The organism is Streptomyces alboniger (assembly GCF_008704395.1).
In the GTDB taxonomy this organism is placed as follows: domain Bacteria; phylum Actinomycetota; class Actinomycetes; order Streptomycetales; family Streptomycetaceae; genus Streptomyces; species Streptomyces alboniger.
This window is the reverse complement of the sequence record NZ_CP023695.1, coordinates 6,316,718-6,342,783: the sequence shown is the minus strand read 5'-3', so window position 1 is coordinate 6,342,783 and position 26,066 is coordinate 6,316,718. Positions and strand designations below refer to the sequence as shown.

Annotated in this window: 22 protein-coding genes; 4 read left to right on the top strand and 18 right to left on the bottom strand. The window is 70.1% G+C overall.

What is annotated here, in order from left to right; all coding sequences use genetic code 11:
• Positions 1–2: 2 nt before the first annotated feature.
• The 4 genes from CP975_RS27940 to CP975_RS27925 all read right to left on the bottom strand — a co-directional run bounded on the left by CP975_RS27940 (position 3) and on the right by CP975_RS27925 (position 5,784).
• Entirely contained in the window at positions 3–485 is a 483-nt protein-coding gene (locus tag CP975_RS27940; RefSeq protein ID WP_055531014.1) for a poly-gamma-glutamate biosynthesis protein PgsC/CapC, read from the bottom strand.
• Entirely contained in the window at positions 482–2,116 is a 1,635-nt protein-coding gene (gene pgsB / locus CP975_RS27935) for a poly-gamma-glutamate synthase PgsB (RefSeq protein ID WP_055531012.1), read from the bottom strand. Before pgsB ends, CP975_RS27940 begins: the two co-directional genes overlap by 4 nt.
• 6 nt (positions 2,117–2,122) lie before the next feature.
• A complete protein-coding gene (locus tag CP975_RS27930) occupies positions 2,123–4,360 on the bottom strand; it encodes a HAMP domain-containing protein (protein WP_055531029.1) in 2,238 nt (745 codons plus the stop codon).
• 221 nt (positions 4,361–4,581) lie between these two features.
• Positions 4,582–5,784 (bottom strand): CapA family protein, encoded by a 1,203-nt coding sequence (locus CP975_RS27925; RefSeq protein ID WP_055531010.1) that lies wholly within the window; start codon positions 5,782–5,784, stop codon positions 4,582–4,584.
• A gap of 26 nt (positions 5,785–5,810) precedes the next feature.
• Between CP975_RS27925 and CP975_RS27920 the strand changes: the two genes are divergently transcribed.
• Positions 5,811–6,791, top strand: coding sequence for a hypothetical protein (locus tag CP975_RS27920; protein WP_246201653.1), 981 nt, complete (start codon positions 5,811–5,813; stop codon positions 6,789–6,791).
• 39 nt (positions 6,792–6,830) lie between these two features.
• On the opposite strand, the gene CP975_RS27915 is transcribed toward CP975_RS27920, so the two are convergent.
• Positions 6,831–7,187, bottom strand: coding sequence for an STAS domain-containing protein (locus CP975_RS27915; protein ID WP_246201651.1), 357 nt, complete (start codon positions 7,185–7,187; stop codon positions 6,831–6,833).
• 182 nt (positions 7,188–7,369) lie between these two features.
• Positions 7,370–7,963, bottom strand: coding sequence for an ANTAR domain-containing protein (locus CP975_RS35155; RefSeq protein WP_167532742.1), 594 nt, complete (start codon positions 7,961–7,963; stop codon positions 7,370–7,372).
• A gap of 390 nt (positions 7,964–8,353) precedes the next feature.
• On the opposite strand from CP975_RS35155, the gene CP975_RS27905 reads away from it, so the two are divergent.
• The 3 genes from CP975_RS27905 to CP975_RS27895 are packed head-to-tail and all read left to right on the top strand — an operon-like array spanning position 8,354 to position 10,594.
• On the top strand, positions 8,354–9,130 hold the full coding sequence (locus CP975_RS27905) for a GAF and ANTAR domain-containing protein (protein ID WP_150477472.1): 777 nt from the start codon (positions 8,354–8,356) through the stop codon (positions 9,128–9,130).
• Positions 9,127–9,855, top strand: coding sequence for a GAF and ANTAR domain-containing protein (locus tag CP975_RS27900; RefSeq protein ID WP_055531002.1), 729 nt, complete (start codon positions 9,127–9,129; stop codon positions 9,853–9,855). Before CP975_RS27905 ends, CP975_RS27900 begins: the two co-directional genes overlap by 4 nt.
• 52 nt (positions 9,856–9,907) lie before the next feature.
• Positions 9,908–10,594 carry a GAF and ANTAR domain-containing protein gene (locus CP975_RS27895; protein ID WP_150477471.1) on the top strand — a complete coding sequence of 229 codons (687 nt, stop codon included), beginning with the start codon at positions 9,908–9,910 and terminating at the stop codon, positions 10,592–10,594.
• Positions 10,595–10,621: 27 nt separating this feature from the next.
• On the opposite strand, the gene CP975_RS27890 is transcribed toward CP975_RS27895, so the two are convergent.
• The 12 genes from CP975_RS27890 to CP975_RS27835 all read right to left on the bottom strand — a co-directional run bounded on the left by CP975_RS27890 (position 10,622) and on the right by CP975_RS27835 (position 26,034).
• The gene (locus tag CP975_RS27890; RefSeq protein ID WP_055532772.1) at positions 10,622–12,118 is read right to left on the bottom strand and encodes an ArnT family glycosyltransferase; all 1,497 of its coding nucleotides are present in this window, start codon (positions 12,116–12,118) and stop codon (positions 10,622–10,624) included.
• 84 nt (positions 12,119–12,202) lie between these two features.
• Positions 12,203–13,705, bottom strand: coding sequence for an amino acid permease (locus tag CP975_RS27885; protein ID WP_055532766.1), 1,503 nt, complete (start codon positions 13,703–13,705; stop codon positions 12,203–12,205).
• Positions 13,706–13,852: 147 nt separating this feature from the next.
• On the bottom strand, positions 13,853–15,781 hold the full coding sequence (gene dxs / locus CP975_RS27880; protein ID WP_150477470.1) for a 1-deoxy-D-xylulose-5-phosphate synthase: 1,929 nt from the start codon (positions 15,779–15,781) through the stop codon (positions 13,853–13,855).
• Positions 15,782–16,038: 257 nt separating this feature from the next.
• A complete protein-coding gene (locus CP975_RS27875; RefSeq protein WP_055532210.1) occupies positions 16,039–17,331 on the bottom strand; it encodes a sugar ABC transporter permease in 1,293 nt (430 codons plus the stop codon).
• Positions 17,328–18,128, bottom strand: coding sequence for an ATP-binding cassette domain-containing protein (locus tag CP975_RS27870; protein ID WP_055532212.1), 801 nt, complete (start codon positions 18,126–18,128; stop codon positions 17,328–17,330). Before CP975_RS27870 ends, CP975_RS27875 begins: the two co-directional genes overlap by 4 nt.
• Positions 18,129–18,260: 132 nt before the next feature.
• Positions 18,261–19,358: a sugar ABC transporter substrate-binding protein gene (locus CP975_RS27865; RefSeq protein WP_055532214.1), complete on the bottom strand. Its 1,098-nt coding sequence runs from the start codon at positions 19,356–19,358 to the stop codon at positions 18,261–18,263.
• A gap of 122 nt (positions 19,359–19,480) precedes the next feature.
• A complete protein-coding gene (locus tag CP975_RS27860) occupies positions 19,481–20,680 on the bottom strand; it encodes an ROK family transcriptional regulator (RefSeq protein WP_055532216.1) in 1,200 nt (399 codons plus the stop codon).
• A gap of 196 nt (positions 20,681–20,876) precedes the next feature.
• Positions 20,877–21,764, bottom strand: a complete 888-nt coding sequence (locus CP975_RS27855; RefSeq protein WP_055532218.1) for a carbohydrate ABC transporter permease — start codon at positions 21,762–21,764, stop codon at positions 20,877–20,879.
• Positions 21,764–22,711 (bottom strand): carbohydrate ABC transporter permease, encoded by a 948-nt coding sequence (locus CP975_RS27850; protein ID WP_199783069.1) that lies wholly within the window; start codon positions 22,709–22,711, stop codon positions 21,764–21,766. Before CP975_RS27850 ends, CP975_RS27855 begins: the two co-directional genes overlap by 1 nt.
• 51 nt (positions 22,712–22,762) lie before the next feature.
• Positions 22,763–23,983 (bottom strand): extracellular solute-binding protein, encoded by a 1,221-nt coding sequence (locus CP975_RS27845; RefSeq protein ID WP_055532233.1) that lies wholly within the window; start codon positions 23,981–23,983, stop codon positions 22,763–22,765.
• A 191-nt stretch (positions 23,984–24,174) separates the two neighbouring features.
• Positions 24,175–25,065, bottom strand: coding sequence for a carbohydrate ABC transporter permease (locus CP975_RS27840; RefSeq protein ID WP_055532220.1), 891 nt, complete (start codon positions 25,063–25,065; stop codon positions 24,175–24,177).
• A gap of 39 nt (positions 25,066–25,104) precedes the next feature.
• Entirely contained in the window at positions 25,105–26,034 is a 930-nt protein-coding gene (locus CP975_RS27835) for a carbohydrate ABC transporter permease (protein ID WP_246201832.1), read from the bottom strand.
• Positions 26,035–26,066 lie beyond the last annotated feature (32 nt).

The window sequence follows — 26,066 nt, the reverse complement described above, 5'->3', positions numbered from 1 at the left end:
AATCAGGCGGACGGCATGAAGCCGAGGAGGATCCCGGCGGTGAGGACGACGTAGGCCATGAGCGTCACCGAGCCGGTGGCGAGCAGCGTGGGGCCCTTGGGCTGGCGGACCAGCTGGTAGGCGATCAGGCCGGGGACGATGAAGCCGAGCGTCTGGTTCGCGTACATGAGCGGGAACTCCATGGACAGCACGATCATCACGGTCGCCTGGAGCGTCACGCCGAGCAGCACGACGGCGGCGAACAGCCGCTTGCCGTAGAGGATCACGAACTTCTGCATCAGCAGGGTGCCGGCGTACGTCAGGACGGTCACGCCGACCACCATGGCCGCGCGCTGCAAGTCCTCGACGAGGGTCAGCGCCAGCCAGCCCGGGGTGATCATGCCGCCGGGCGAGAGGTTGGTCGTCAGATAGCAGACCAGGGAGAAGAGCAGCCCGAGCGCGATGCCGATCGCGGCGATCTCAGGGGTGAGGACGGAGTGAATCAACGGGGCTCTCCTGGGCTGTGCCACTGCTGGGTGTCGTCTGCGGCGGGCGGTGCGGGCGGCACCCGCGGCTCGAACAGACCGCGGGGGGCGGGGGGTTCTGCGTACGGCTCCCTGGGGGCGTACGTCTCCTGCGGGGCGTACGTCTCCTGCGGGGTGTACACGTGCTGCTGGGGCGCCTGCTGCTCATAGGACCCGTGGGCTCCGTACGGCTCATACGGCGCATACGGCTCGTACGTCTCCTGGGGCGCGTACGCCTGCTGGGGCGCGTACGCGTCGTGCGGCGCGTACGCCTCGTAGGACCGGTCCGTGGTGCGCTGGGCGGGCACGTGGACCTGCGGATGCTGGCCGGTGCCCGTGTACCGCGTCTCGTACGCCTCGGGGTAGTGCTGGTACGGGTCGACGTGCGGCTCGTAGAAGGGCGCGGGCTCCTCCGCGGCCTGCTCCTCGCTCTCGTCCGGCGGCAGTTCCGCGAGGTGTTCCAGGAGCAGCTCGCCCTGGCCGTGGATGTTGCCGATCGCCACGAGCGAGGAGTCGGGGCCGAGCTGCCCGAGCATCTCGCGCATGAACTCCTCGGGGTCGCGCCGGTCGCCGCCGAGGTCGACGGCGCGCGAGCGCCACTCGGCGGGGATCGCGTCGATCGCGGACTTGGCGGGGTGGCCGATGACGAAGACCTTCTCCGGCCGGAGTTCGGGGATGATCTCGCCCATCTGGCCGTTGCGCTCGACGCGGTCGGGGCGGCAGTTGATGACGACGTTGAGCGGGCGGTGGATGGCGCCGAGGTCGAGCAGCTGGTTGATGTTCATCAGCGTCGACTCGGGGTCGTTCGCCGCGAAGACGTTGGCGAAGCGGAGCTTCCTGCCGTCCTCGGTGGCGTACCGCTCGACGGAGAGGACACCGGGGTCCGGCGGGGCGTCGTACATGCCCTTGAGGGCCGTCTCCCGCTCCACGCCGAGGAGTTCGGCGACGGTCAGCGCGATCGCCACGTTCTCCTTGAAGGTGAACCAGCTGAAGCCGCGCAGCTCGTCGTCGGTGACCGACTCCGGGTCCGCGTAGATCAGCTTGCAGTCCCGGGCGTCGGCCTCCTCCTTGAGGATGGCGTAGCGGTCCCTCTCCGCCGTGACGCAGATGCCGCCCTCGGGCATGGAGCGCGAGAGCGACCGCGCCACGTCGTCGAGGGTCGGGCCCATCTCCGCGAGGTGGTCCTCGCGGACGTTGCAGAGCACGCCGATGGTGGAGCGGATCAGCTTGGACTGGTTGATCTCCTGGAGGGCCGGCATGACCGCCATGCACTCGATGACCAGGGCGTCCGGGTCGTACGCGGCGGCGCGCCGCACGATGCCGATCTGCTCGACGACGTTGGCGATGCCGAACTTGCGGTAGACGGGCTCCTCGGTGGCGTCCGGGTGGATGAAGCGGGCCGCGGTGCCGGTGGTCTTGGCGACCGTGGTGAGCCCGCCGCCGCGCAGCGCGCCCGCGCACAGGCGGGTGATGGAGGACTTGCCGCGGATGCCGTTGACGAGGACCCGGGTGGGGATGTGCTCCAGGTTGGTGAAGTGCCGACGCTGTTCGACGACGCCGGCCGTCAGCAGGATGGCGCAGCACACCACGAGCACGGTGTAGAGGAAGAGCACGGCGGTTCAGTTCCTTCCGGCGAGGCCGGCGGTGACGCCGTCCCGCTTGCGCTGGGTGCCCGTCGGCAGCTGCTGCCTGATGAGTTCCAGGCTGCGGGTGACCGCGCCGACCTCGTCGTGGTGGCGCGGGTAGAGGACGGTGCGGCGGTCCCCGTCGGCCAGCGCCTCCGCCTGGTCGGCGAGGTGCCGCAGCGGACGCACGACGACGATGTGCAGCCAGCCCAGGCAGGCCGCCGCCGCGGTGATGCCGAGGAGGCCGGCGAGGACGGTGCGGTTCTGGAGGCTGTACTCGGGGATGGCGAGGCCCGACGCGGGCTGCCAGCTGAGCACGGTCCAGCCGAGCGCGTGGGCGGCGCCGCCGCCGACGAAGGGCGCGGCGGCCGCGATCTGGATGTCGTCGCCGTGGCGGTAGAGGACGCCGCTGGGGCGCGGGCTGAGGCCGACCTTCTGGCCCGTGCCCTCGGCGAGCGCGTCGAGGCGGCCGCTCGGCAGGCCCTCGAACTCGCGGTAGCCGGTGTTGGCGCCGATCACCTTGCGCTTGGCGTCGACGACGCGGACCTCGCCGAGGCCGGGGCGCTTGAGCAGCGAGTTGAGGAAGTCGATGCGGAACTCGCCCACCACGGCGGCGCCCTGGCGCCCCTGCACCTCGGCGGTGCCGAGGATGACCGGCTCCTTGCCGCCCTCGTCGAGGACGCGGATGGGCTGGTCGGACGGTCCCTTGCCGGACGGGCTGCGGGGGTCCGCGCCGGCCTTGGCCAGCACCTTGCCCCGGGCGTCCAGGACGTACAGGGACTGGTAGCGGGGGTGTTGGTTCAGGGTGCTTTCGAGGACCTTGGACATGTCCGAGGCCTCGGTGCGGTCGCCCATGAGGGAGGCGACGGAGGTGAGGTCGGCGTGGCCTTCGTTGAGGGCGCGGCGGACGCGGTCGGTGAGGGTGTCGGTGCGCTCGCGCTGGTCGTTGACCATCTGCTGCGGTACGACGACGGTGTCGCCCGCGCGGTTGAGCAGCAGCATGAGCGGCGCGGACCAGGCGAGCAGGAGCACTCCGCAGACGGCGATCAGTGTGCGGCTGCCGAACCTGCGGCGGTGGCCGGGGGCGTCCTGCTTCCGCGCGGGTTCGCCGAGCAGTTGGCGGCGCAGGCGTTCGAGGGCGGCGCCGATGCGGGCGGCCTCGCCGGACTTCGGCACGGGGACGGGCCGGTCGAGGTCGCCCCGGCTCAGGCGGCGGCCTTCCAGGAAGAGCCGGATCAGCGGGCGCTGGACGGTCCGTACGAGCAGGAGGACGGTGACTCCGCCGATGAGCAGCAGAGCGGCCGCGGCGAGCAGCCCGAAGGCCGAGCTGTTGGTCGCCCTCGGGTCCTCGGCGACCGGGACCATCGCCACGACGGAGAGGCCGAGCCGGGTCGCCACGGTGGGCTTGCCCGCCTCGGGTCCGGCGAGGCTCGCGTAGCCGCCGATGGCGCGCTCGCCGAGGTAGCGCTCGCCGGTGAGGTGGCCGCTGACCCCGAGGAAGCCGCCCGAGCCGGGCTCCTTGGACATGAGCGGATGCGTACGCGTCTTCTTCGCGGCGGCTTCCGCGAACGCCTTGAGCTGCTTGTTGGACTGCTTTACCTCCTCGCGCTGGAGGTCGGTGAGGACCTGCTCGGGCTCCGGGATGCCGTCGGTGCTCAGCACGTGGCCGTCCTGGCCGACGACGGCGATGGAGCGGAACTTGCCGAGGCTGATGCCGGGGAAGCGCAGGCTGCTGGAGGCGACGAGGAGTTGCTGCGGCTGGCCCTTCCAGGTGAGCAGGGCGAAGGAGAGCAGGCGGGTCTCGCCGTTCTCCAGGCGCACCATGCGCGGGGCCAGGCCGTCCTCGTCGGCGAGCGCGCCGCGGTCGATGGCGGTCAGCGGCAGGTTCTCACCGCGGGCGGCGAGGAGCTTGCCGGAGGAGATCTCGACGACCGCGGTGCCCATCCACTTCTGGTAGACGCTGCCGATCTTGTCGAGGACGGCGTCCGGGGCGACCGGTTCGCCCGCGCTGAAGAGTTCGGCGGTCCGGGTCAGGTCGGTGACGGACTCGTCGATGGAGGCGCGCAGCGCGATGGCGCCGTCCTCGGCGAAGTGCTGCTGGGACAGCTTGACCGCCTTGGGGACGGCCTCCTGTCCGACGCGGCCGAGGGTGAGGGCGGTGATGCCCGCGAGGGCGAGGAGCAGGACCGACAGCACGGCGATGGGGGGACGTATGCCACCCAGCAGGGACATGTCGGTCCTTCGGCGGACCTTGTGCCGCCGCTTCGAACGCGAAGCGGCCAAGGGGTGCTCCTCTCCTGGAATGACGCGGGGTACGGAAGCGCAGGGTGATGCGTTCCGGAGAGCTTTGACCCGCGACTCGTCCGGAGGGATGTACGAAGTACTCGAAATGTGAGCTAGCTCGCACCGATCGAGGGTTTGCCCCTCGGATCAGCTGGAAGCGGTCCTTCCGGTCAGTCGGCGGGCAGCTCTTCCAGCGGTTCGAGGCCGTCCTTGCTCGCACCCCTGTTCAGGAGTGTGCCCTGGGTGCGTTCGAAGGCGAGGCGGTAGCGGGAGCGCTGCTGCTCGCTGAGGCCCTCGCCGTCCCGCAGGGTGGCGGCCACATCGAGGAGCCGGTGGTCCTCGACGGCCCCCTTGGGCAGGGCGCCGGTCTCGTCCGGATCCGGCGGGATATCCACGAACGTGGGGACGTACTTGGCGTCGACGTCCCACTCGCCACCGCGCTTGACGAACTCGAACCAGCCGATCACGCCCTCCTCGGTCAGACCGCTGGGCACGTCGTGCCGGGCGACCTGGTTGCCGAGTCCGTACGCGATCCAGGTGCCGTCGACCTTCTCCATCGGCTGGACGACGTGCGCGTGGTGGCCGATGACGAGGTTGATGCCGGTCTTCTCGGCGATCTGGCGGGCGAGCCTGATCTGGGGGGCGCTGGCGTTGGGCTGGTTCTCACGGCCCCAGTGGATGCTGAGGATCACTACCTCGGCGCCCGCCTTGCGCGCCTTCTTCTCGGCGGCGGCGATCGCGCCGAAGTCGTTCTGGTTGACGATCCACGGCTTGTCCTTGGGGACCTCGCGGCCATTGAACCCGAAGGCGAAGGCGATCTGGCCGACCTTGACGCCCTTCACCTCGGTGATGAGCGGCTTGCCGCCTTCCGCCGCGGTTCGCGCCGAACCGGTGTGGCGCAGGCCCGCCTTGTCGAGCGCGTTCAGGGTGCGGGTGACGCCGGCGGGGCCGTGGTCGAGCGTGTGGTTCGACGCCGTGGAGCACTGGTCGTAGCCGATGTCCTTGATGGCCGTGGTGATCTGCGGCGGCACGAGGAAGTCCGGGTAGCTCTGGAAGGGGCCGCCGGGCTTGCCCACCACCGGCTCGAAGTGGCAGATGCCGAGGTCGGCCTTGCTGATGACCGGCTTGACCCCGGCCATCATCGGCCGGAAGTCGATGCCCTTCTCCCCCTTGCCCGTGACCTTGGCGTCCTTGCGGGCCTGGTCGGTGAGTTGCGGGTGGATCAGGATGTCGCCCGCGGCGGCGACGGTGAACGAGGGACCGGCGTCGGCGGCCTTGTCGTCGTCGCCGAAAGGGCCGCAGGCGGCGGTGGCGAGCAGCAGGAGCGCGGAGGCCGCACAGGTCACGAAATGCCTGCGGGAGGGACGTGTCATCACAGGGCTATCTTTATACAACCATGATGAACTCCCACACTCGGCCGGTAGCGATAGCGAAGAAGCTCGGGATTCTCACCGCCGTGACCGCCTGCGTGCTCAGCCTCGCGCAGTGCTCCGGCAGCTCCTCGGACCAGGGCCGGGCGCCCTCGCGGGAGCACCGGGGCCCGTCCGCCACGGCCCCCCGGCCCGGCCTGGAGCGGGAGATCACGGCCTACACCGCCGATTTCGGCGAGGACACCGGCTACCGCCGCCCCTCGCGCACCGACCGCAGCACGGTGGCCGCGGGCGTCGGCCTGCTCCTTGACGGCCGCCGGGCGGAGGCCGAACACCGCCTGGCCGACGTGGACTTCGCGGTCCGCACCGTCACCGAAGAGGCCACGGGGCGGCGGTACGCGGAGATCGCCGACCGCGCCGAGAGCGGCGCCGCACCGCGCGGCTGGGGGCGTGTCTACGTCGACCTCGACTCCCCCGCGCGCTGGTCGGTCCAGGTCCCCCACCCCGTGGCCGACCAGCACACGGAACGGCTCGGCGCCCAGCTCCTCAGCCGCGCCCCCGGCGGCGTACTGATCATCGCGGGAGCACATCGCAAAGCCGGCCGCGGTGACGAGGCGGACGTCGCGCACCGCAGGGACAGCGTCTTCCACGCCGTCTGCGACGAGCTGGTGCGCCGTGGGCTGCCCGGCGTACAGCTGCACGGCATGGCGGACGACTCCGCTCCGGATCACGATGTGGTCGCCTCGACGGGCCGGGGCAGGGAGGCCGTCACCGAGGGCCGCGCCCTCGCGGACGACCTCAGGAAGCGCGGCTACGACGTATGCCGCGCCTGGGCCAGGTCCTGCCCCCTGGCGGGCCGCACCAACGTCCAGGGCCGCTCGGCGACGGCCCGCGACGTGCCGTTCCTGCACGTTGAGTTCGGCCCGATGCTCCGCGAGGACCGCGACCGCGCGCAGGAGGCGGTGGAGGCGCTGGCCGATGTCACGCGGACGTGGCGGCGAGGCGTATAGCCCGGCCACCTCCCGGACCCGGCCCCCCGCCTCAGGACTTCAGGCCGCCGTGCGCGGCGGAACCGTCGGCGGAGGCAAGTGGTCCAGGATCTCGAACCACAAGTGCAGGCTCGGATGGCGGAGCAGCCGAAGGGTGACCGGATCCGTGCAGATCAGACGCAGTCGTCCGTCGCCCCGGGCGCGGGCGCGGGCCCGGTTCAGGAGGCGTACTCCGGAGCCGTCCATGAACTCCACCTGACGCAGGTCGATCAGCAGCTCGCCGGAACCGGCGTGGGACAGGGTGTCGAGATAGGCGGTGACGTCGGGTGCGGTGGCAAGGTCGATCTCACCGCACAGGCGGACCAGGACGCCGGTGCCATGGGTGTGTACGGACGCGATACAGCGGGCTGCTGGCAACGGGAAGGGCATGACTCTCGCTCGGCGAAGTGCAGCGGATCCCCCGTGGGGAGCGGACTGCCGACGGGGTCCTGGCCGACACTCCACCGTAGGGCGGCCCGCCCGCCGTGGAGCCGGTTCGGCAGAACACCTGCGGCGCCCGGCCCCGCGCTGGTAAGGAGCCCGGGTCACGAGGCCGGGGCTCACGGCCCGGCGGGGTCGGGCGGGGGCGGATCGGGCAGGCGCAGGCCGCGGTGGACGATGGCGTGGGCGAGGTCGGTCAGGTCGGTGCCGCGGATGTGCGCGTGCGAGCGCAGCAGCGCCAGGGCCTGGCCGGTGGTGAGGGCGTGGCGGTAACTGATCATGCCGGTGGCCTGGTGGACGACGGCATCGGTCGGCAGCAGCCAGGCGTCGGCGGCGGAGTCCTCGCCGGGCACCGGAGCGGCCAGGAGCAGCAGTTCCGCGGCTAGTACGTGCGTGCGGGCGGTGCGCAGGTCCGCTTCGGGCAGGTCACCGGGCCGGTCGCGGTAGAGGCTCAGCACGAGCCCCGGCTGGGGAACGGCCGGGCGGGCGCCGACGACGGGGATCGCGAAGACGGCCCGGATCCCGTCGGCTCGGGCCTGCGCGGCGAAGACGGGCCACGCCCCGGTGACGTCCGTGTCGTCGAGGTCGGGGGCGAGGACCGGCGCGAGACGGCTCAGGGACTGGACGCAGGGGCCTTCGCCCAGGTTTATCTGGAGGGTCTCCCCCCGGCCGGCCAGCGGGCCGACGGCGGCAAGGGAGACGCGTTGAGCCAAGGCCGCGTCCGCAGCCAACGTCAGTCCGACCGAGCAGCGTCGGCTCAGTGCGGCCCTGCACGCGCGCGCGAGACTGCTCGCGGGGTCGGGGCGGTCGACGTGGAGGGCTGCGAGCTCGACGGCCGACGGCCGGGCGCCCTTCACGGGGAACAGACGTGGGGCGCGGACAGGGAGAGCGCGCGGGGAAGTGTGCACATGGCCGTGCTTCCGATTTTTGGCACTCAACTGCCGATGCCACCCATGATCGGAAGCCAATGTCATGGTTGCCGTACGAGACGAAACCAGCGTTCGGGGCGGGTGGCCTGCTTCCACCCTACGCTCCTGGCGCCGCCGACCACGGCCCATGCCCGGAATGAACGTGCCCCATAGACTGAGCGTGCCGAGTCCCGGATGGATTCGGCCAGGCAGGAGGTGACACCAGTGGGCTCCGAGGGCGACCTCGCCGCTGTCCTGGAGAGCCTGCGCCCGGCGCCCGACAGCGGCGGCCTGCTCGGTGCGGACGCGCCGCGGTGCGCCCGTGCGCTGGGGGTCGACGGTGTGGCGGTGTCCGTGACGGTCGGCAGCCGCCTCAACGAACTGCTGTGGGCCACCCCGGGCGTCAGCACCCGGCTGGAAGACCTCCAGTTCACCCTGGGCGAGGGGCCGGGCCCGCAGGTCGCCGAGTCCGGTACGGCCGTCTCGGTGCCCGATCTGGCGCGTGAGCCGGCCAGCCGGTGGCCAGCCCTGCTGCCCGAGGCCCTGGAGCTGGGGATCAGGGCGGTCTTCTGCCTGCCGCTGCTGGCCGGCACCGCCTGCCTCGGCACGATGACCCTGCAACGCGCGAGACCCGGCCCGCTGGAGGAGATGTCCCTGGCCGACGCGTGGATCGTCACGCACGCGCTGACCGCCACACTGGTGCGGGACAGCGGGCAGTGGGACGCCTTCGCCGCCGCGGAGGACGGCTCGCACCTCTACCGGGCCGCGGTGCACCAGGCGACCGGGATGATCAGTGTGCAGGCCGGGGTCTCCCTGGCCGAGGCGCTGGTCCGGCTGCGGGCCCATGCCTTCCGCCACGGCCGGCCGTTGATCGAGGTCGCCGAGGACGTGGTGGCCCGGCGGGTGCATTTTCGTCAGGATGATGGGGACGGCCGGGCGCGCTTGGCCGGCGGAGGGACTGAAGGGCCATGACTCGAGAAGAACACCTGCTGGCAGCCGTCATCGACGCGGTCGACACGCTCGTCGACGACTTCGATCTGATCGACTTCCTGCACACGCTGTGCGATCGCTGTGCGGAGCTGCTCGATGTGTCGGCGGTGGGAGTGATGCTCGAAGACCCGCAGGGCAACCTCCAGCTGATCGCCGCCTCCGACGAGCACACCCGCCTGCTGGAGCTGTTCGCCCTCCAGCACGACGAGGGGCCGTGCGTGGAATGCCACCGCAGCGGTACGGTCCGGCTGAACATCGACCTCTCCTCGCCGGTGGAGACCGGCCCCTTCCCGCTCTTCGCGGCCCGGGCCCAGAAGGCCGGTTTCGTCGTCACCCACGCACTGCCGATGCGCCTGCGCGAGGCGGTCATCGGCGCGTTGAACCTCTTCGACACCCGCCCGCAGAGCCTCTCCGCCGCCGACGCGCGGGTCGCGCAGGCACTGGCGGACGTGGCGACCATCGCCATCCTCCAGCACCGCACCGTCGCCTACGCCAACCAGCAGCGCGCCCAGATGCACGCGGCCCTGACCAGCCGCGTCACCATCGAACAGGCCAAGGGCATCCTCGCCGAACGCTGGGGCACCAGCGTCGACGAGGCCTTCGACGCCCTGCGCCGCCACGCCCGCTCCCACCAGCTCGGCCTGACCCAGCTGTGCCGCCAGCTCATCGACGGGCACCTCGACTCCAACTCCATCGCGCACGCCTGACCCCGCCCCCCCCCCGGGCCCCGCTCTCCGCGACCTCTCACCGGGACATCCCATGGATGACGACGAACACGCCGCCGCCTGGCGCAGGATCGGCTCGGCCGACGGCAGCATCACCCTCGCCACGGCCTGCCGGGCCTGCGCGGCGGATCTGGACATCGACTGCCTCGGTGTGACCCTGGTCGTCGGCGGCGAACTGCGCCTGTTGGCCCACGTCACCGACGAGCGCGCCCGGCGCCTGGAGGACGCCCAGCTCACCACCGGCGAGGGCCCCTGCACCGAGGCCTACGTCCGGCGCGCCCTGGTAGAGGAGGCGGACCTGGAGCGGGCGTTCTGCCGCTGGCCGGCCTTCACCCAGACCGCCGCCGAGCAGCGCCTGCGCTCCGTGACCGCCCTCCCCCTGACCACCGGCCCCCTGCGCGTCGGCGCCGTGAACCTCTACCGCGCCGCGCCCGGCCTCCTCACCGCCCGGCACAAGGCCCTGGCACGCGGCTACGCCCGTATCCTCGCCCTGCTCGCCGTCGACGAACACCCCCACCTGGCCACCGCCGAATACCGTCCCGCCCGGCCCGGCCCGCCGGGCTACCCGCCCAGTGTCCACATGGCCGCGGGCGTCCTCGCCGAGGCGTACCAGCTGCTACCGGACGACGCCCTGGCCCGGATGCGCGCCCACGCGTTCCGCCACGACCAGCCCCTGCACCAGACCGCCGACTACGTCCTCACCCACCACACCCTCGACTGAGGGGCGCCCGCGCCGCCCGCGCCGCCCTCACCGCGCCCGCTGATCCACCCGCTCGTACACCACCGCCCCCTCCACCCACAGCACCGGCTCGTACCCCGCCGCCAGGGCCCTGCGCAGGGACGGGACACGGGCAGGGGCGTACGGCTTGCCTCGCGAGTCGTCGACCACCAGCGTCGGAGGGTGGGCCCGCCACTCCTCGCGGAAGGCCGGCCAGGCGCCCTGGACCGCGTACTTCTCCCCCACCTGCGGGCCGTTGCGGCCGCCGCTGTAGTTGGTGAGCAGACCCGCGGTGAGGAAGCGGCTCGCGGGGGTGCGGTCGGCCAGCCAGTACCCTTCCGGGTGTATCCCCCAGAGCAGCACCCGGTCCTGCGGGCCGGTGTGCGCCCTGACGGTCTCGGCGAGGCGCGTGGCGTGGGCCAGTTCGGGGCGCGGCGCGAGGAGGCCCCAGGCCAGGAAGAGCGCACAGGCGCACCCCGAGGTCGCCACCGCGCGGGTCGTACGCTCGCGCGGCAGGGTCTGTAGCGCCGCCGTCCCCAACAGGGCAAGGGGCGGGATGAGTTGCAGGTAGTAGTGGCCGAAGAAGTGGAAGCCGAGGAGGACCGCGGCCAGCGACGAGGCGAGCCACAGCCACAGCTCCGCCGCTCCGGTGCGGGCGATGCGCAGCACGCGCACGACCGGCGGGAGAATGCCCGCGCAGGCCGTCGCGAGGACCGCGGCGTTCACCAACCCCCGCGCCAGGACGTGGAGTTCGGAGCCGGTGAAGGAGGCGTACGCGCCCGAGCCCGTCACCGTCCAGAACAGGAACCCCGAGGGTGTCGTCAGGGCGGCCGCGGCCAGGACAGGGGCGCACAGACCGGCGCCGAGGCGCAGGACGTCCCGCCGGGCAGGCCCGCCCCGCCACAGCAGCCAGACCACCGGCAGCAGCACCGCTCCCCCGGTCTGCTTGGCGAGGAAGGCGCAGGCGACCGCGGCCCCCGCCGCGCCCCACCGGCGCCGGTCCGCGCACCACATCGCCGCTGCCGTGCACGGCAGCGTGAAGACCTCGAAGCTGGCCGCCTGGGCGTCCTCCGGGTTGAGGCCGACGGAGATCAGCAGGTACAGGACGCCCGCCGTGCGGCCCGCGCCGTCCCCCCAGCGGCGCCGGGCCAGCGAGGCCAGGAGTACGGCCGTCAGGAGCTGCGCGGCGACCGCGAGGACCTTCAGCGGCAGGAGCGAGGAGTCGCCGAAGAGCGCGAAGGCGCCCGCGTAGAGCCAGGGGACGAGCGGCGGCTTGCGGTCGACCACCGTCTCGTACAGCTCGCCGCCGTCGGCCAACATCCGCGCCTGGACGGCCAGATAGCCCTCGTCGGGGTTCCACAGCGGCCACCGGAAGGAGGGCAGGCGGGTCACGCACGCCAGGGCGGCGAGCAGCGGGAGCAGTCGTACCCAGTAGGCGGCCGAGGGCTCGGGGACGTACTCCTTGCGCGGGCCCGGCACCCGAAGGTCGCGTACGGAGCGTAGTGAGGTGGAGGGCGCGGCGAGCATACGGTGCACGCTATCCGGCCCCGCAGTTCCGATCGGATCGGGACATACGGGGCCGGTGAGGAATGCCTGGCGAACGGCGGGCGACTACCGTGCGTCGTCGGTGGAGAGCTGCTTCCCGCGCCGGCCCAACTGGCTGTGCGAGCGCCCGTACGCGAAGTAGACGACGAAGCCGAGCGCCATCCAGATGCCGAACCGCAGCCAGGTCTCGGCGGGCAGGTTCAGCATCAGCCACACCGAGGCCGCCACCGAGAGGATGGGCACCAGGGGCACCATCGGGGTACGGAAGGCGCGCTCCAGGTCGGGGCGGGTGCGGCGCAGGATGATGACGCTCAGGGCGACGACGACGAAGGCGAAGAGCGTGCCGATGTTCACCAGTTCGGCGAGTTCGTTCAGGCTGGTGAAACCCGCGAGCACGGCGATGAGCACACCGAGCAGGATGGTCGGCCGGTGTGGCGTCTTGTACTTCGGGTGGACGTGCGAGAAGAACCGGGGCAGCAGCCCGTCCCTGCTCATCGCGAAGAAGACGCGGGTCTGGCCGAGCAGGAGGATCATGCAGACGGTGGTGAGGCCGACGGCCGCGCCGAAGCTGATGATGCCGGCGTAGAAGGGGTGTCCGGTGGCCTTGAAGGCGTCGGCCAGCGGGGCGTCCACGGAGAGTTCGCTGTAGTGCTGCATTCCGGTGACGACGATCGACACGGCGACGTACAGGACCGTACAGATGAGGAGGGAGCCGAGGATGCCGCGCGGCATGTCGCGCTGCGGCAGCTTGGTCTCCTCGGCGGCGGTGGCCACGATGTCGAAGCCGATGAAGGCGAAGAAGACGACCGAGGCGGCCGTGAAGATGCCGAGGACGCCGAAGTTGGTGGGCGCGTACCCGAACATCAGCTGGATCAGCGGCGACTGGATGCTGTCACCCGCGGGCACGTCCTGCGCCTTGGGAATGAAGGGCTTGTAGTTGTCGGCCTTGATGAAGAAGGCGCCCGCGATGATGACGATCAGCACCACGGCCACCTTGATGGCCACGACGACCGTGGTCACGCGCGCGGAGAGCTTCATGCCGAGGACGAGGATGGCCGTGAGGACGAGCACCAGGGCGAAGGCGAGCAGGTCGAAGCCGAAGCCGTCGGTGGCATCGGGCCCGGTGAGCGTCTCCGGCAGATGCCAGCCCGCGTTGTCCATCAGCGACCGGACGTAGCCGGACCAGCCGACGGCGACCACGGCGGTGCCGAGCGCGAATTCGAGCACCAGGTCCCAGCCGATGATCCAGGCGGGCAGCTCGCCCAGGGAGGCGTAGGAGAAGGTGTACGCCGATCCGGCCACCGGCACGGTCGAGGCGAACTCCGCGTAGCAGAGGGCCGCGAGCGCGCAGACGACGCCCGCGACGACGAAGGCGAGGGCGGTGGCGGGGCCCGCGGACTCCTTGGCCACCTTGCCGGTCAGGACGAAGATGCCGGTGCCGATGATGACACCGACACCGAAGACCGTGAGGTCCAGGGCGGACAGCGATTTCTTGAGCGCGTGCTCCGGCTCCTCGGTGTCCTGGATGGACTGCTCGACGCTTTTTGTTCGGAACAGGGGGCTTGTCACGGGTGAACCTCCACGCTTGTCGTCCACGACATGATCGAGAGGGCGAGTACCCCTGAAGCCCCGGCACGGGCCTATTCACGCGAATGGGCCGGTCCCACCACCCGTACAGGGTGGTCGGGACCGGCCCATCGGCCGTGCGGGTTGACGTCAGTCGCGGGCGGGCTCCACGGAGTCCACGGCCGCGGCGGACCGCTCGAACCGGCCGTCCAGCTTGGCCACCAGACCCGTCACCTGCCGGGCGATGTCCGGCGCGGTCAGGCCGATCTCAGCCATGATCTCCTTGCGGGAGGCGTGGTCGAGGAAGCGCGGCGGGATGCCGAAGTCGCGCAGCGGCACGTCCACGCCCGCGTCGCGCAGGGCCTGGGCGATCGCCGAACCGACGCCGCCCGCACGGGAGTTGTCCTCCACGGTGACGACGACGCGGTGCTTCTCGGCGAGCGGCGCCATGGCCTCGTCGACCGGCTTGACCCAGCGGGGGTCGACGACGGTCGTGGTGATGCCCTGCTTGTCCAGCAGGTCGGCGATCTCCAGGCACATCGGGGCGAGCGCGCCCACGGAGACGAGCAGGACGTCCGGCCGGCCCGTGCTCGCCTTGCGCAGCACGTCCATGGCGCCGACCTTGCCGACGGCCTTGACCGCCGGGCCGACCGCGCCCTTGGAGTAGCGCACGACGGTCGGGGCGTCGTCGACCTCGACGGCCTCGCGCAGCTGGAGGCGGACCTGGTCGGCGTCGCGCGGGGCGGCGATCCGCAGGGTCGGCACGCACTGGAGGATCGACATGTCCCACATGCCGTTGTGCGAGGCACCGTCCGTGCCGGTGACGCCCGCCCGGTCCAGGACGAAGGTGACGCCGCACTTGTGCAGGGCCACGTCCATCAGGAGCTGGTCGAAGGCGCGGTTGAGGAAGGTCGCGTACACGGCGAAGACGGGGTGCAGGCCCCCGGTGGCGAGGCCCGCCGCGGAGACGGCCGCGTGCTGCTCGGCGATGCCGACGTCGTAGACCCGCTCCGGGAACGCCCTGGCGAACTTCTCCAGACCGACCGGCTGGAGCATGGCCGCCGTGATGGCGACGATGTCCTCGCGCTCGTGGCCGAGCTTGACCATCTCCTCGCCGAACACGGACGTCCAGTCCATGCCGCCCGCGGCGATGGGCAGCCCGGTGTCGGGATGGATCGGGCCGATGCCGTGGAAGTGGTCGGCCTCGTCGTCCTCGGCGGGCTTGTAGCCGCGGCCCTTCTCGGTGATGCAGTGCACGATCACCGGGCCGCCGAAGCGCTTGGCGCGCTGGAGCGCGGACTCCAGGGCCTCGATGTCGTGGCCGTCGATCGGGCCGACGTACTTCAGGCCGAGGTCCTCGAACATGCCCTGCGGGGCGATGAAGTCCTTCAGGCCCTTCTTGGCGCCGTGCAGCGTCTCGTAGAGCGGCTTGCCGACGACCGGCGTGCGCTCCAGGAGGTCCTTCCCGCGGGCCAGGAAACGCTCGTAGCCGTCGGTCGTCCGCAGGGTCGCCAGGTGGTTGGCGAGTCCACCGATCGTGGGGGCGTACGAACGCTCGTTGTCGTTGACGACGATCACCAGCGGGCGGTCCTTGGCGGCCGCGATGTTGTTCAGCGCCTCCCAGGCCATGCCGCCGGTGAGCGCGCCGTCACCGATGACGGCGACGACGTGGTCGTCCTTGGCCCGCACCTCGTTGGCCTTGGCCAGGCCGTCGGCCCAGCCGAGGACCGTGGAGGCGTGGCTGTTCTCGATCACGTCGTGGTCGGACTCGGCGCGCGAGGGGTAGCCGGACAGGCCGCCCTTGCTGCGGAGCTTGCCGAAGTCCTGGCGGCCGGTGAGCAGCTTGTGCACATAGCTCTGGTGGCCGGTGTCGAAGAGGACCTTGTCCTTCGGGGACTCGAAGACGCGGTGCAGGGCGATGGTCAGCTCGACCACGCCGAGGTTGGGGCCGAGGTGGCCGCCGGTCTTGGAGACTGCCTCGACGAGGAAGCCCCGGATCTCTCCGGCCAGCTGGTTCAGCTCCTCGGGACTGAGCCGGTCCAGATCGCGCGGTCCCGTGATGCGGGTCAGCAGCGGCACCCGTGCCTCCTTGCAGTAGAGCTGAGATGTGCTGTTCGAGCGTTGCCGGGTCTGTCGAGTCTAATGTTCCGCATCCACGAACCGCGCCCGGGGAGCCGCCCCCGGCTCGCACGGAAAACCCCGCGCCCCTGAGAGGGACGCGGGGTAAGCCCGTCAGGAGCGGGGGGGGGAAGCCCCGTAAGGGGGGCGGGGAACTGCGCGACCAGCCACGACGCTCCTGCGGCCGAAAACACCCCCACCGCCCGCCCAGGGGAACGCTACGCGCGCCCCGCGGATTTCTGGGTCCGCCGCGAAACAGAGTCAATGACCACCGCCGCGAGCAACACAGCCCCCGTGATCATGTACTGAATCTCACTCGCCATACCGAGCAGATTCAGCCCCTGCTGAATGGACTGGATCACCAGCATGCCGAGCAGCGCGGACCACACCTTGCCGCGCCCGCCGAAGAGGCTCGTTCCGCCGATGACGGCCGCCGCGATCACCATCATCAGCGTGTTGCCGCCGCCCAGGCTCTTGGTGGCGCCGCCGGAGAGGCTCGCGATGAACAGGCCGCCGAAGGCCGCCAGCATCCCGGACACCGCGAAGACGATGATCCGGACCCGGTCGACGTTGATACCGGCCCGGCGCGCGGCCTCCGCGTTGCCGCCGACCGCGAAGACCTGGCGTCCGAAGGTGGTGCGCCGCGCCACGAAGTCCGCGACGACCAGGACGGCGAGGAAGAGCACCAGGGCGAGCGGCAGTCCGCGCGCTCCCGCGGGCTCGTTCAGGACGTACGCGGCGCCGCCCGCGAGGACGGCGACGACGACCGTGCGCAGCACGATCTCGCTGACCGGGCGCGAGGGCAGCCCGGCGGCCTTGCGGCGCTTGCTGTCGAGCAGCAGGGACGCGGCGTACGCGATGATCGCGACGGCGGCGAGACCGTAGGCCGCGGCCTTCTCCGCGAAGAAGTGCCCGGTCAGGTCCTCGACGACGCTGCCCTCGGGCGTGTTGATGCTGCCCTCGCCGCCCATCAGCCAGATCTGGAGGCCGCTCCAGCCGAGGAAGCCCGCCAGGGTGACCACGAAGGCGGGTACGCCGATCTTGGCGAAGAAGAACCCGTGGACGGCGCCGATGGCCAGGCCGGCCAGGACGGCGATGACGACGGCGAGCCAGTCGTTCAGGTCGTGGGTGACGCTCAGCACGGCCCAGACCGCCGCGCCCATGCCCGCGACCGAGCCGACCGAGAGGTCGATCTCGCCGAGCAGCAGGACGAAGACGATGCCGACGGCCATGATGCCGAGGCCGGAGGTGAAGACCGCGATGTTCGCGAGGCTGCTCGCGTCCAGGAAGTGGTCGTTCTTCAGCTGGAAGACGACCGCGATGACGATCAGGCCGATGACGACGGGCAGCGAGCCCAGCTCGCCGCCGCGCATCTTGCGCTTGAACTCGGTCCAGTAGCCGGCCAGGCCCTCCTCGCGGACGAGGAGGCGCGGGTCGACGGCGGGGACCGGGGCCGCCGGGGCCGGGGTGTCGGAGTCGGTGCTCGTCGGGGTCTTGGCGAGGTCGCTCACTTCGCTCCCTCCTTCGGTGCCGTGGCCGTACGCGCCTTGCGGCGGGTCACGGCGTTGTCCGTGGCGCCGGTGATCGCGGCGATGATCTCTTCGTTGGTGGTGCCGGCGACGGAGAACGTGCCGTTGTTGCGGCCGAGCCGCAGCACCGCGACCTTGTCCGCGACGGCCCGCACGTCGGCCATGTTGTGGCTGATGAGGATCACGCCGTGGCCGCGCTCGCGCAGCCGCTCGACCAGGTCGAGGACCTGCGCGGTCTGCTCGACGCCGAGGGCCGCGGTGGGCTCGTCGAGGATGACGACCTTGGGGTCGCCGACCAGCGCGCGGGCGATCGCGACGACCTGGCGCTGACCGCCGGAGAGCGCCGCGACGGGGATGCGGACGCTGGGGATGCGGATGGAGAGGGTGTCCAGGAGTTCCCTGGCCCGCTTCTCCATCTTGATCTCGTCGAGGACGGAGGCGCTCTTCAGCTCGCTGCCGAGGAAGAGGTTGGCGACGACGTCGAGGTTGTCGCAGAGGGCGAGGTCCTGGTAGACGGTGGCCACGCCGAGGTTCTGGGCGTCGTGCGGCCGGCCGATGCGGACCGGGCGGCCCTCCCACTCGATGACGCCGTCGTCGATCGGGTGAACGCCCGAGATCGTCTTGACGAGGGTGGACTTGCCGGCGCCGTTGTCGCCGACCAGGGCGACCACCTCACCGGTGTGGATTTCGAGGTCTACGTCCGTGAGCGCCTGGACGGCGCCGAACCGCTTGGAGACCCCGCGCAACGCCAGCACGGGCGTAGCGGACACGTGAATCATCTCCTTCGCCGCCTGACCGGCGGGGATGGTGGTACAGCGAGAGCAGGGCAGCGGCCCGTGGAGCGCTCTCACGAACGCCCCACGGAGCCCGGGGGGTGCGAACGGCGTAGCCGTCCGCGGCAGTCGCGGGAGTTACTTGATGCCCGCCGCGTCGCACGCCTTCTTGTACTGGGCGGTGCAGATCTCGCTGACCTTGTAGACCTTGTCCTTGACGATCGTCTCGGCGACCTCGTCCTTGGTGATCGCCTGCGCGTCGTACAGCTTGGCGGGGATCCCCTTGAAGTCGCCGCTGAGCGAGTCGACCTTGCGGTCGGTCAGGGCGTCGACGGCCTTGCCCTTGAGCAGGGCCACGGCGATCTCGGCGGTGGTCTCGGCCTCCGGCTTGATCTCCTTGTAGATCGTGTAGTCCTGGTCGCCGCTCAGCAGGCGCTGCACGCCCGCCAGCTCGGCGTCCTGGCCACCCACCGGGACCTTGATGCCGCGCTGCTTCAGCGCGGTGATCACGCCGCCCGCCATGCCGTCGTTGGCGGCGTAGACGCCCTGGATGCCGTCCTTGCCGAGCTTGTCGATCGCGGAGGACATCTTCTTGTTCGCCTCGTCGGGCGACCAGTCCGGGATGTCCTGCTCGTACGCGATCTTCTTGACCTTCTTGTCGAGCACCGAGTGGGCGCCCTTCTTGAAGAAGGGGGCGTTCGGGTCGGTCGGCGAGCCGTTGATCATGACCACGTTGGCGTCCTTGGCCTTGGCGCCGAGCGCCTTGACCATGGCCCCGCCCTGGAGGCGGCCGATCTTCTCGTTGTCGTACGAGACGTAGGCCGCGAGGGGGCCCTCGGCGAGACGGTCGTACGCGACGACCTTCACGCCCTGCTTGTCGGCCCGCTCGACCCAGGACTTCGTCGACTTGTAGTCGACCGCGTCCAGAATGATCACCTTGACGCCCTGGGTGATCAGCGCGTCGAACTGCTTCTTCTGGTTCTCGATGTCCTGAGCGGCGTTGTTGTACTTGATCTCGCAGTCCGAGCAGAGTGCCTTGATCTTCGCCTCCATGATGGGGCGGTCGAAGGTCTCGTACCGGGTCGTCTTGTTCTCGGGGAGCAGCAGACCGATGGTCTTGTCGTCGCCGCCGCTGCCCTTGTCCTCGCCGTCTCCGGCCTTGCCGCACGCGGTCATGGCCAGTGCCATCGAAACCGCGGCCGTGCCTATGACGACGCGACGCGTCATTGCGTTCATGGTGGGGTGCCTCCCTGACGAGGCCGCGTCGTTGCGGCCGAGGTGGCTCGAAGTCAACTCGGCCGCCACACCAGCGTCAAGGAGTAAATCCTTAACGAGATGACAACGGTGCCATGCGTTATCTAAGTGAAGGCGGGAGTATCTGCGGGGAGCGTTCCATCCAAAAGGGTTGAATCACCCATCTCGCTGAGCGCGAGGGCCAGCGCGCCGAGCACCTCGGCGCGGCCGCCAAGTGCCCCCGGAAGCACGGTCAGTTGCCGTGCCGCGCTCGGGATCGCGTACCGCCCGACGGACTCCCTGATCGGGCCGAGCACCAGCTCACCGGCCTCCGCGAGGTCACCGCCGAGGACGACCCGGGAGGGGTTGAGGAGGTTGCAGAGGTTCGCCACGCCGCTGCCGATGTGCCGCCCGACGTCGGCGATCACGCGCCGGCACCCCGGGTCGCCCTCCCGCGCGAGGCCCACCACACGCTCCATGGTCAGATCCGTGCCGTGGCTCGACTGGAGCAGCGGCAGGACATAACGGGCGGCCGTGAAGGTCTCCAGGCAGCCGCGGTTGCCGCAGCGGCAGACCGGGCCCGACTCGTCGAGGGTGATGTGGCCGATCTCCCCCGCCGTGCCGCCGGGCCCCCGGTAGATCCGCCCGCTGATCACGAGCCCCGCGCCGACACCGCTCGCGACCTTGATGTACGCGAGGTCCCTGACCCCGCGGCCGCTCCCCCAGACCAGCTCGCCGAGCGCGCCGAGGTTGGCGTCGTTGTCCACGTGCACCGGCACGCCGAGCCGGGCGCCCAGCTCCTCGGCGGGTTTGGTGCCGGCCCAGCCCGGCAGGATCGAGGTGGAGCCGAGCGTCCCGGACTCCACGTCGATGGGCCCCGGCACGCCGAGCCCCACGCCCGTGATCTTCGTACGGTCCACGCCGGTGGCCGCGATCAGCCTGCTGACCAGCTGTTCGGCCCGGTCGAAGCCCTGCGCGGCGGACGCGTCGACGTCCAGCGGCTCCGCCTCCTCGGCGAGCACCTGGTGGGCGAGGTTGCCGACCGCCACGCGCAGGTGGGTGTGTCCGAAGTCGACGCCGATGACGATGCCCGCGTCGCCGCTGAGGGAGACGCTGCGGGCCCGCCTGCCGCCCGCCGAGGTGGGCGTGACCTCGACCGTTCCGGCGTCCTTCAGCTCTCGCACGATGTTGGAGACCGTCGCCGCCGACAGGCCCGTCGTCCTCGCGATCTCCGCTTGCGTGAGCGACCCGGCCAGGCGTACGGCGCGTACGACCCGCTCCAGATTGGCCCGGTGCAGAGAGGACTGCGACCCCGGAGTCTCCATTGACTCTTCCACCTTTGCCGTATGACGTACGGCACCAGGGCCGCCCGTACAAGTTGTGAACTCCAAGCTCCGATGAAGGGGTTGGCGCAGTCAAGTCCTTGACGGAAAAACAGGGGAACGGACACGGAACGGGCCAGGGCCCGGCGGGAGGCATTCCGCTCCCCCGCCGGGCCCCGGCCCGCCTCGGCGCCGGCCGCTACTTCACGGACCCCGCCGTGAGCCCCGACACCACATGCCGCTCGATGAAGGCGAAGAGCACGATGACCGGCACGATCGCGACCACGGACGCGGCGAAGAGGTAGTTCCACTGGACCGTGTAGTTGCCGATGAAGTTGCTGATGCCCACCGTGAGCGGCTGCTTGTCCGGCTCGGTGGTGAGCGTCAGGCCCATCACGAACTCGTTCCAGGAGGTGATGAAGGTGAAGATCACCGCAGTGACCACGCCGGGGAGCGCGAGCGGCAGCGTCACCTTGATCATCGCGCCGAAACGGCTGGTGCCGTCGACCATGGCGGCCTCCTCCAGCTCGGGTGGGATCGAGCTGATGTAGGCCGTCAGGATCCACACGGCGAAGGCGAGGTTGAACGCCGCGTTGGTGAGGATCAGCGTCCAGACGGAGTTCAGCATGTCCAGCTGGTGGAACTCGCGGTAGAGGCCGACCAGCAGGGCCGTCGGCTGGAACATCTGGGTGACGAGGACGAGGAGCAGGAAGAGCTTGCGTCCGCGGTAGCGCATGCGGGCCGTGTAGTAGGCGGCCGGGAGTGAGACGAGGAGGACCAGGAGCGTGGCGCCGCCTGCCACGAGCAGGGTGACCTGGAGGTTCTGGCCCAGCTCGGACTCCTTCCATACGTCGATGAAGTTCGCCCACTCCAGGTTCTGGGGCAGATACGTGCGGTCCCTCAGCTCCTCCTTCGGGCGCAGCGCGGTGACGATCATCTCCAGGTACGGCGCGAGGAAGACCGCCGCGAGGAGCCAGGCGCAGGCGGTGATGACCAGGGTGCGGGGCCGGAGGGAGCGCTTGGGTGCGCGGCCCCTGGGTGTGCGGCCCTTCTTCGGCGCGGGACGGGTCGCCGTCGCGGTGGCCATCAGTCCTCCTCGTTCCACCGGCTGACCTTCAGGAAGATCAGCACGAGCACCACGACCATCAGGAAGTTGACGACCGACATGGCCGCGGACTCACCGATGTCGGTCTCCTTCAGCTTGTACATGAACACCATCGACGTGGAGGTGTCGTAGCCCGGACCGCCCTGGGTCATGGCCCAGATGATCGGGAAGGAGTTGAAGACGTTGATGAGGTTGATGACCACGCCGACGAGGAAGGCGGGCCGCAGCATCGGGAGCGTGATGTGGCGGTACGTCTGCCAGGGCCCCGCCCCGTCGATCCGCGAGGCCTCGTAGACGTCCCGCGGGATGGTCTGGAGGCCCGCCAGGAGCGTGTACGTGGTGAAGGGCAGGGAGACGAAGACGGCGACGGCCATCATCCAGGGCCAGGCGGTCTCCGGCCGGCCGAGCCAGTCCTTGGAGCTGTCGATGAGGCCGAGGTCGAGCATCAGCGTGTTGAGGACGCCCGCGGTCTGGTTGAGCATCCACTTGAAGCCGATGGCGGTCATCAGGACGGACGCCGCCCAGGGGGCGATGAGTGCCCAGCGGGTGACGCGCCGGCCCGGGAACTTCTGGTCGAAGAGCTGCGCGAGGGCGAGGGAGAGCAGCATCGTGACGGTGACGACGACGAGCGTCCAGATCACCGTCCACGTCAGGACCGCCCCGAAGTCGCTCTCCTCGAAGAGCTTCTTGAACTTGTCGGTCCCGGCGCTGCCGCGCACCTTGCCGGCGATGGAGATGTTGAGGAACGAGGTGCGGATCAGCTCGATGACGGGCCAGACGACCACGGCGAGGATCAGCAGGATGACGGGCGCTATCCAGGGCAGCGGGCCGAGCCGGGCGATGCCGCTGCGGCGGCTCACCGGCCTTGCCGCGCGCCCGCCCCGTCCCCGGCCTGCGTCGGCAGGGGACGGAGGGGCCTTCAGTGACACAAGGACTCCTTGCGAACTGGGTTGACGGGGGTGCCTGGGGGATGCCGGGGGCTACTTGGCGTCGGCCGCCGCCGACTCCGCCTTCTTCTGGAGGTCGCCGAGCACCTGCTTCGGGTCGTCGACGACGGCCTTGCCACCGGTCTTCTTGATCTCGGCGGAGACGAGGTCCCAGGAGGTGTCGCCCAGCGGATAGAACTTCGCGCTCGGCAGCACCTTGAAGAACGGCTCCAGGTCCTTGTGCTTGCCGTTGCTCCGCATGGTCTTCAGGGCGTCCTGGGTGACAGGCATGAGGTTGTACATCTCGTCGAACTCCAGCATCTTCTTGGAGTACGTGAAGTCCAGGAACTTCTTCACGCCCGCCTTCTCGGCGCCGCCGTCCTTGAACGCCATCATCCAGTCGGCCACGCCGAGGGTGCTCTCCAGCGGGCCGTCCTTGCCGGGGATGGGGACCACGCCGTAGTCGACGTTGCCGCCCTTGGCCATCTGGATGAGGCTCGGGTGGCCGTTGAGCATGCCGACCTTGCCGCCCGCGAAGTCGGCGAAGGCCGTCTTGCGGTCGGTGGAGGCGGGGTTGGCGTAGGTGAGGCCGGGCTTGACCAGGTTGGCCTTGAGCCACTCGAACGTCTCGACGTTCTCGGCGCTGTCGAGGGTGTACTTGCCACTCGCGTCGGTGTACCCGCCGCCGTTGCCCAGCTCCCACATCATCGTCTCGCCCTGGGCCTCCTCGGGGCCGAGCGGCAGGGCGTACGGGGTCTCGGCGGCCTTCTTGTCCTTGATCTTCTTCGCGGCCGCGGCGAGTTCGTCCCAGGTCTTCGGCGGGGTCTTCACGCCGGCCTTCTTGAAGACGTCCTTGTTGTAGAACATCACGCGGCTTGAGGAGACCCACGGGATGCCGTACTGGGTGCCGTCGACCTCGCCGGCCTTGGCGAAGGTGGGGATGAGGTTCTCGCGGGTCTTGGCCGACATCACCTCGTCCGCCTTGTAGAGGAGGTCGTCGGCGACCTTGTCGGCGTAACCGCCGGTCTGGAGGAGATCGGGCTCGTCGCCCGCCTGGATCATGTTCTTGACGGACTTGTCGATCTCGTTCCAGTTGATGACCTGGACGTCGACCTCGTAGCCCTTGTTGGCCTTCTCGAATTCCTTCTTGACCTGGTTCCAGTACACCTTGGAGGCATTGGAGGCCTTGTCGCCGTAGTCGGCGGCGACGAGCTTGATCGTCTTGCTGTCGCCGCTGTCGCCGTCCCCGCCGCAGGCGGTAAGTCCCAGTGTCATGCAGAGCGTTGCCGCACCGGTGGCGACCATTCGATTCCTCATGCTGTCCAACCCTTCGACATCGGTGTCGACTTGAGCGCGTACAGTCGCACCCCCGCGGCGCCGTGGCGCCGAGAATACGCACGCCCACTTCTGCCTCGACAGGCCTAGACCACTTTCGTGGCCAAGCTGAAATCACCTGCCCCACCAGGTCACTTGAGGGCACCGGCGGTCAGACCGGCCTGTACCTGTCGCTGGAAGACGGCGTAGACGACGAGCACCGGCAGCATCGCGATCGTCAGACCCGCGAAGAGCGCTCCCCAGTCGCCGCGGTAGCCCTGGGAGACGGCCAGCGAGGCGAGGCCCTGAGGCAGTACGTAGGTCTTCTCGTCCTCGTTGTTGAGCAGCAGCGGAAGCAGGTACTGGTTCCACTGGCCGAGGAAGTTGAAGATGCCGATGCTGACCAGGCCGGGCTTGGCCATCGGCATCATGATCTGGAAGAACGTACGGGTGTGCGAGGCACCGTCGACCATCGCCGCCTCCTGCACGCCGGTCGGCAGCGTGCGGAAGAAGGAGGTCAGGAAGAAGGTGGTGAAGGGCAGTGAGTACGCGATGTAGGCGATCATCAGGCCCGGCCGGGTGTCGAGGAGCCCGAAGTTCTCCATGACGGCGAAGAGCGGGACGAGCGCGAGGATGACGGGGAACGTCATACCGCCCACGAAGAGCAGGAAGACGAGGCGGTTGCCGGGGAAGGTGAAGCGGGCGAGGACGTAGGCGGCCATCGACCCGAGCAGCATGGTGCCGGTCAGTGAACCGGCCAGAATGATCAGCGAGTTGACGGTGTACTGGCCGATGTTGGCCTTGTTCCACGCGTTGGTGAAGTTCTCCCAGTGGAAGGAGGTGGGCCAGCCCGTCGGATCGCTGAGGATGTCGGCCGAGGGGCGGAACGCGGTGAGGGCGACCCAGATCAGGGGCCCGGCGGCGAGGACGACCCACAGGACGAGGAAGGCGTGCGAGAAGACGTTGAGGGTCGCGCCCGACTCCTTCTCATGGGGCACGGCGGCGGTCTCGGGGCGGGGCGCGGCGGCGCTGGTCGTGGTCATGTGCGAGTGGCTCCCGCGGTCTCGGTATTCGATCCGGTCTCAGTATTCGATCCGGTCGCGGTTCCCGGCCCGCATGACGATCACGGAGAACGCCATGCTCAGGACGAGGAGGACGACACCGATGGAGGTGGCGTAGCCGTACTGGCCGTCACGGAACCGTTCGTAGAGGAAGACCGGGGTGACCTTCAGAACGTGCGAGGGCACCATCACGAGGCAGATCGCGAAGGTGTCGAGCGCCTGGATGCCCATGTAGATCCAGCCGGTGCGCACGGTGTCCCAGATCAGCGGGAGCGTGACGCTGAAGAACGTACGGGCGCGGCCCGCCCCGTCCAGGAGCGCGGCCTCGTAGATGTCCTTGGGGATGGCGCCCATCGCGGCGGAGAAAAGGACGACGTAGAAGCCGATGAAGCTCCAGCTGATCACGATGAGCAGCGAGAGGAGGCCGAGCGTCTGGTCGCCGCCCAGCCAGGCCGGGCCGTCCACGCCGGCCTTGTCAAGGCCCCCGTTGATCAGACCGCTGTTGGTGTTGAAGACGCGCCCCCACACCACGGCGATGATGGCGACGGACAGGACCTGCGGGAAGAAGTAGACGACCTTGTAGAACGACGATCCGACGACGCCCGCGATGGCCTGGCCCCTGCGGTGCCGGCCGCCCGCGGTGATCATGTAGGCGAAGAACATGCCGAGGACGAGGGTCAGGAGCGGGGCGACGACGAGCAGGAGGACGCTGACCTCCAGTGAGTCCCAGAACCGCTCGTCGTTCCACATCTTGCGGTAGTTGTCGAACCCGACGAAGTTCGCCACCGGGCCGCCGGACCAGTCGGTGAAGGAGTAATAGATCGCCTGGAGGAAGGGCGAGATGACGAACAGCACGTAGAACGCGAGCGGCAGGGCCAGGAAGCCCACGATGAAGCGGTACTTGTCGAGCGTGCGGTAGCGCCGGTCGTAGCGGACCCGGCGCGGGGTCAGGCCGGGAGGCAGCAGCACCGCCAGGCACAGCA